The sequence below is a fragment of the Microbacterium sp. Bi128 genome (genome assembly GCF_918698205.1).
This window is the reverse complement of the sequence record NZ_CAKKMM010001665.1, coordinates 1-1039: the sequence shown is the minus strand read 5'-3', so window position 1 is coordinate 1039 and position 1039 is coordinate 1. Positions and strand designations below refer to the sequence as shown.

At 66.9% G+C, this 1039-nt stretch carries 1 protein-coding gene; it reads left to right on the top strand.

The features are described from left to right. The coding region (gene sufD / locus LQV45_RS35370) for a Fe-S cluster assembly protein SufD (protein ID WP_230012719.1) at positions 1 to 1005 on the top strand (1005 nt) is incomplete at its 5' end. Positions 1006 to 1039 lie beyond the last annotated feature (34 nt).

The following is a 1039-nucleotide window of genomic DNA, read 5'->3' as shown; positions in this document are numbered from 1 at the left end:
GGCCTGCACACCGAGGTCCTCACCGGTGCGGCGCCGGCCGTGAGCGTCACCGCTCCGGACAGCGTCAGGGTCGAGACCGTCGGCCGTGACGACCGCCGGATCGGCTCCGCCGCCATCCCCGAGGACCGCGTCTCCGCGAACGCCTGGGAGAACTTCGCCGAGGCCACTGTCATCACGGTCCCGTCCGAGGTCGAGGTGGAGGGCGAGGTCAGCGTGCTGCTGACCGGCCAGGGCACCGAAGCTTCCGCACAGCACGTCGTGATCGTCGCGGAAAAGTTCTCCAAGTCGGTCGTCGTCCTGGACCACCAGGGCACCGCCGTCGTCTCGGAAAACATCGAAATCCTCGTTGAGGAGGGCGCGCAGCTTACCGTCATCTCGCTCCAGGAATGGAACGACGACGCCGTCCACGCCTCCTCCCAGCAGGCGAAGCTCGGCCGCGACGCGAAGTTCAAGCACATCGTCGTCAGCCTCGGCGGCGACCTCGTGCGGGTCACGCCTTCGGCACGCTTCACCGCCCCGGGCGCCGAAGTGGAACTGTTCGGCCTGTACTTCGCCGACGCCGGCCAGCACCTCGAGCAGCGCCTGTTCGTAGACCACGCCGTGGCCAACTGCAAGTCCAACGTCCTGTACAAGGGCGCCCTGCAGGGCCGCAACGCGCACACCGTGTGGGTCGGTGACGTTCTGATCCGCAAGGAAGCAGAAGGCACCGACACCTACGAGGCCAACCGCAACCTGGTCCTGACCGACGGTGCCCGCGCCGATTCCGTGCCGAACCTTGAGATTGAGACCGGCCTGATCGCCGGCGCCGGCCACGCCAGCGCCACCGGACGATTCGATGATCAGCACCTGTTCTACCTGATGGCCCGTGGCATCCCGGAAGAGGTGGCCCGCCGCCTGGTGGTCCGCGGGTTCCTGAACGAGATCATCCAGAAGATCAACGTTCCGGCCATCGAAGAGCGCCTCACGGAAGCCGTCGAGCGCGAACTCGCGGCGACCAACCACTAGTGCGCAGCACCAGAGAACGCGGACGACATCAATG